Source organism: Sandaracinobacteroides sp. (assembly GCF_057137845.1).
In genome coordinates, this window is sequence record NZ_DBNHFX010000192.1 from 1 (window position 1) to 4,329 (window position 4,329).

The window sequence follows — 4,329 nt, forward strand, 5'->3', positions numbered from 1 at the left end:
AAGGACTGGACAGTTGCCCGCAGGAGTGCTGGTCGGTCTATCCGCAGACGATCACCGGCTTTCTGGGCACGCCGGACGAGCGGATGCTGTTTTGCGGCATGGCCATCGGTTTCGCCGATGAAGCCGATAAGGCCAACAAGTTCCGTGCGCGCCGCGCCCCCGTCGACGCATTCGCCCGCTTTCACGGGATATGACCATTATGACATGTGTGTAAAAAGTTGACATTCTTTATTCGAAACCGGCGTCATCATGCAGCGAACCCTTGACATTATTCGTGTCGATATCATATGCGCCCTGTCGAAAGCGGCGCCTGGTCGGACAACCCGCGCGCCTGGTTTCGACAGAACAGAAATAACGTAAGATCCGCGTAATCAGGAGAGTCGCATGAAGTTTGGCGTTTTGATTGGTGCCGCGCTTGGCGCGCTGGCGCTGTCGGCCCCGGCATCCGCTGTGGTGGTGTTCGACCTCGGCAATGTTTCGCTGGTGGACGGTGGAACGCTGACCGGATCGTTGACAGTGAGCGACGATCTCCAGACTTTGGTCGACTTCAGCTTCACCACTTCGTCGAACCACAACTGGCCCTATCTGAACTTCACCGGGCGCACCTATACCATGGCCGACGCAACGGCCCTGACCTGGAACCCGACGAATGGCCTGTGGTCGCAATATGGTTCGCCGCTGGCGCAGGTTCGCATCTATCTGGGCGAACAACTCACGTCGGCAGGCGCAGTCCTTAGCGGAGACGCTGGTGAATGGCAGGCCAGTGCCGGCTTCCGGTCGGTGGTCAACGGCGCGCTTACCCCGCAGGCAACCCCCGGCGCGGTGCCTGAACCCGCCGTCTGGGCGATGCTGATCGCGGGCTTCGGCCTGGTCGGGGTGGCGCTGCGCCGGCGCTCCGGAATGGTGGCCGCTTCGAGCTGAACCGGCGTCGCCAAACGAAAACCAATACGCCGCTCCTGCTTTGTGCCGGGGCGGTGTTTTTCGTTTGCAGCGGGTGTTCGATGGTTTGCACATGCGCGCATGCATCGGATAGCAATGTAGTATGCCGGAAAACAGAAACATCGCGCTGTTGATCGACGCCGACAATTCGTCGCCGTCCGGTCTCGATCAGGCCCTTACGGTGTTGGCCGAGCTTGGATCGGTGAACATCAAGCGCGCCTATGGCAACTGGACCAAGCCCGCGCTGAAGGGCTGGGCTGCCCTGACGCAGCGCTATGCGATCGAGCCGCAGCAGCAGTTCGACATTACACGCGGCAAGAACGCGACCGACATGAAGATCGCCATCGATGCGATGGATCTGTTGTACACCGGCCGCGTCGATGGGTTCGGTATCATGTCGAGCGATGGCGATTTCATGCCGGTAGTCGTTCGGCTGCGCCAGAACGGCTTGCCTGTCTATGGCTTTGGCTCGGAAAGGGCGCCCGAAGGTTTCCGGGAATCCTGCACACGCTTCATCGACCTCGATGTGCTGGTGAAAACGCAGGAAAGCGGCGATCAGCCGGCATGGCCCTCGGTCGACGAGGCCGTTGTCACCCTGCTTGGTGAAGCATGGAAAGCCTCGAAGCGCGACGAGCGCGGGTTCGCCACCCTGTCTGAAATCGGCCAGCGCGCGTCCAGCCGGTCATCGTTCGATGCGCGCAATTTCGGTTTCACTCGGCTTTCCGACCTGATCGCATCCTTGCCGCAGTTCGCCATCGAACGGCGCGACAACGGCACGGTCTATGTGAGGCGCACGCGCTGACACGCGGCGCACATTGACACGGGGGCAGGGCGGCGTTGCCGCGTCGCGGCGAAACGCCTATGGGCAGGCGATGACCGACGCCCCTTCTCCTGCCGCCAATCCCATGCGGACACGCAAGCCTGACTGGCTTCGCGTTCGCGCGCCCACGTCGCAGGGCTTTGCCGAAACAAAAAAGCTGATGCGGCGGCTGAAACTGAACACCGTCTGCGAGGAAGCGGCCTGCCCGAACATCGGTGAGTGCTGGCAACAGAGCCACGCCACGGTAATGATCCTTGGCGACACCTGTACGCGGGCCTGTGCGTTCTGCAATATCAAGACGGGGATGCCCAACCGGGTAGACCCGCACGAGCCGGTGCATGTCGCCGAAGCGGCAGCGGAACTGGGGCTGAAGCATATCGTCATCACCTCGGTCGACCGGGACGACCTGCCCGACGGCGGCGCAACGCAATTCGTGCGCGTGATCGAGGAAATGCGCAAACGCGCCCCCAGAACCACCATCGAAATCCTGACCCCGGATTTTCGCAACAAGCCGGCCGATGCGGTCGCGCGGATCGTCGATGCGCGGCCGGACGTTTACAACCACAATCTGGAAACGGTGCCGAGGCTCTACCCCACGATCCGCCCCGGCGCGCGCTATTTCCATTCGCTGCGCCTGCTGGAACGGGTGAAGCAGATCGACCCGACGATTTTCACCAAGTCGGGCGTAATGGTCGGCCTTGGCGAGCAACGCACGGAAATCCATCAGGTGATGGACGACATGCGCACGGCCGATGTCGATTTCCTGACGATCGGCCAGTATCTTCAGCCGACGCCGCGCCACGCCAAGGTCGAGGAGTTCGTCGAACCCAAGACCTTTGCCGCCTATGCCGCCATCGGCCGTGCAAAGGGCTTCCTGCTGGTTGCCTCCAGCCCGCTGACCCGGTCGAGCTATCATGCAGGCGCCGATTTCGCGAAGTTGCAGGCAGCAAGGCGTGCCCAGCATGGAAAGGCCGCCGAGGTTGCCGCGCCATAACGAAACGCGCCACCTGCGCTGGACGCCGGAAGAACTGTTCGATCTGGTGGCCGATGTCGGTCGCTACCCGGAGTTTCTGCCGTGGGTGGCCGCGACCCGGATCCGCAGCCGCGAACCAGGACTTCTGGTCGCCGACATGAGCGTCGGCTTTCGTTCGTTCCGCGAAACGTTCACAAGCCGGGTGACGCTGGACCGCCCGCGCCATCTGCATGTGGACTATGTGTCCGGGCCGCTGAAGCGCCTGAGCAACGACTGGACGTTCAAACCGGCCGACGATGGCGGCACGTTGCTGGAATTTCATGTGGACTTTGAATTTCGCTCGGGTCTGCTGGAAAAGCTGGCCGGCGCCTTCTTCCACGAAAGCTTCCGGCGGATGGTGTCCAGCTTCGAGCGGCGGGCCGAAAGCCTTTACGGCAGCAAAAGCCTTAGCGCGACCAGCGCCGCCTGACGGCGGATTTCCGCCCGGCCAAGATCACCGAAATGATGCGTGTCGGCGACGACCGGCAGGTTGTCACCATCTTTCAGCGCACGTGCAAAAACGACTGTTCCAACAGGCTTTTTGTCGCTGCCGCCTGCCGGTCCGGCGACACCTGAAATCGCAACCGCGACGTCTGCGCCGCTTTGTTTCAGCGCGCCCTGCGCCATGGCCCATGCGGTTGCCTCGGATACTGCGCCAAGCGTCGCCAGAATGTCTTCGGAAACGCCCAGCATCTCCATCTTGGCCTCGTTGGAGTAAGTGACGAATGCGCGATCCAGCACGTCGGACGCACCGGCTATTTCGGTCAGAGCTGCTGCCACCAGGCCGCCGGTGCAGCTTTCAGCCGTCGTCACACGGCGCCCGGCCTCGCGGTTCCGCTCGACGACTTCGCGCGCCAGGCTGGTGATTTCCTCGTCAAAATTCATGTCGCTATCCAATGCAGGGAAGCCTGACGCTTGCAATCGCCTGTGCAGCGATACCTTCGCTGCGACCGGTGAAGCCCAGGCCTTCCGTCGTGGTTGCCTTGATACTGATCAGCGGCGCGTGCGCATGCAGGATTTCGCCCACCCGTTGCACCATCGCGGCGCGATGAGGCGAGAGCTTCGGAGCCTCGCAGATCAGCGTGATGTCGCAGTGCAGAATGCGCCCGCCGGCAGCCGTGACCAGTTCGGCCGCATGGGCCAGAAACCGGTCGGAACTGGCGCCGCGCCATCTTGCGTCGGTCGGCGGAAAATGGGTGCCGATGTCGCCATCGCCGATCGCACCCAATATGGCATCGGTCAGCGCATGCAGCCCGACGTCTGCATCACTGTGGCCGACGAGGCCCCGGCCATAGGGAATCCGCAGGCCGCAAAGCCACACATGATCGCCGGCGCCGAAGCGGTGCACATCAAAGCCCGAGCCGGTGACTGTTGCATGATCAAGCAGGCGCTCAGCCGCCCGGAAGTCGGCAGCGTGGGTTATCTTCATGGCGCGTTCGTCGCCGGGCACGATCCTGACCTGGTGGCCAGCGGCGCGCAGAACTTCCGCATCGTCGGTCGCGCCTTCGTCGGCGATCGCATGTGCGGCAACGATCGAAGGAAAATCAAACCCCTGCGG

6 protein-coding genes and 1 pseudogene are annotated in these 4,329 nt (G+C 62.6%); 5 read left to right on the forward strand and 2 right to left on the reverse strand.

The window, feature by feature from the left end:
* The 5 genes and pseudogenes from AC16JP_RS10650 to AC16JP_RS10670 all read left to right on the forward strand — a co-directional run.
* Positions 1–194: nitroreductase family protein (locus AC16JP_RS10650; RefSeq protein ID WP_484340594.1), on the forward strand; the 194-nt coding region annotated here is incomplete at its 5' end.
* A 622-nt stretch (positions 195–816) separates the two neighbouring features.
* Positions 817–921 (forward strand): annotated as a pseudogene (locus AC16JP_RS10655) (PEPxxWA-CTERM sorting domain-containing protein); the annotation flags it as partial.
* 121 nt (positions 922–1,042) lie between these two features.
* Entirely contained in the window at positions 1,043–1,741 is a 699-nt protein-coding gene (locus tag AC16JP_RS10660) for an NYN domain-containing protein (protein ID WP_484340595.1), read from the forward strand.
* A gap of 70 nt (positions 1,742–1,811) precedes the next feature.
* Entirely contained in the window at positions 1,812–2,753 is a 942-nt protein-coding gene (gene lipA, locus AC16JP_RS10665; RefSeq protein WP_484340596.1) for a lipoyl synthase, read from the forward strand.
* Positions 2,740–3,201, forward strand: a complete 462-nt coding sequence (locus tag AC16JP_RS10670; RefSeq protein ID WP_484340599.1) for a type II toxin-antitoxin system RatA family toxin — start codon at positions 2,740–2,742, stop codon at positions 3,199–3,201. Before lipA ends, AC16JP_RS10670 begins: the two co-directional genes overlap by 14 nt.
* Here AC16JP_RS10670 and AC16JP_RS10675 read toward each other — a convergent pair.
* Positions 3,162–3,656, reverse strand: coding sequence for a CinA family protein (locus AC16JP_RS10675; RefSeq protein WP_484340597.1), 495 nt, complete (start codon positions 3,654–3,656; stop codon positions 3,162–3,164). The genes AC16JP_RS10670 and AC16JP_RS10675 overlap by 40 nt on opposite strands.
* Positions 3,657–3,660: 4 nt before the next feature.
* Positions 3,661–4,329 (reverse strand): 2-C-methyl-D-erythritol 2,4-cyclodiphosphate synthase (gene ispF / locus AC16JP_RS10680; protein WP_484340598.1); only part of this gene is annotated, 669 nt, incomplete at its 5' end.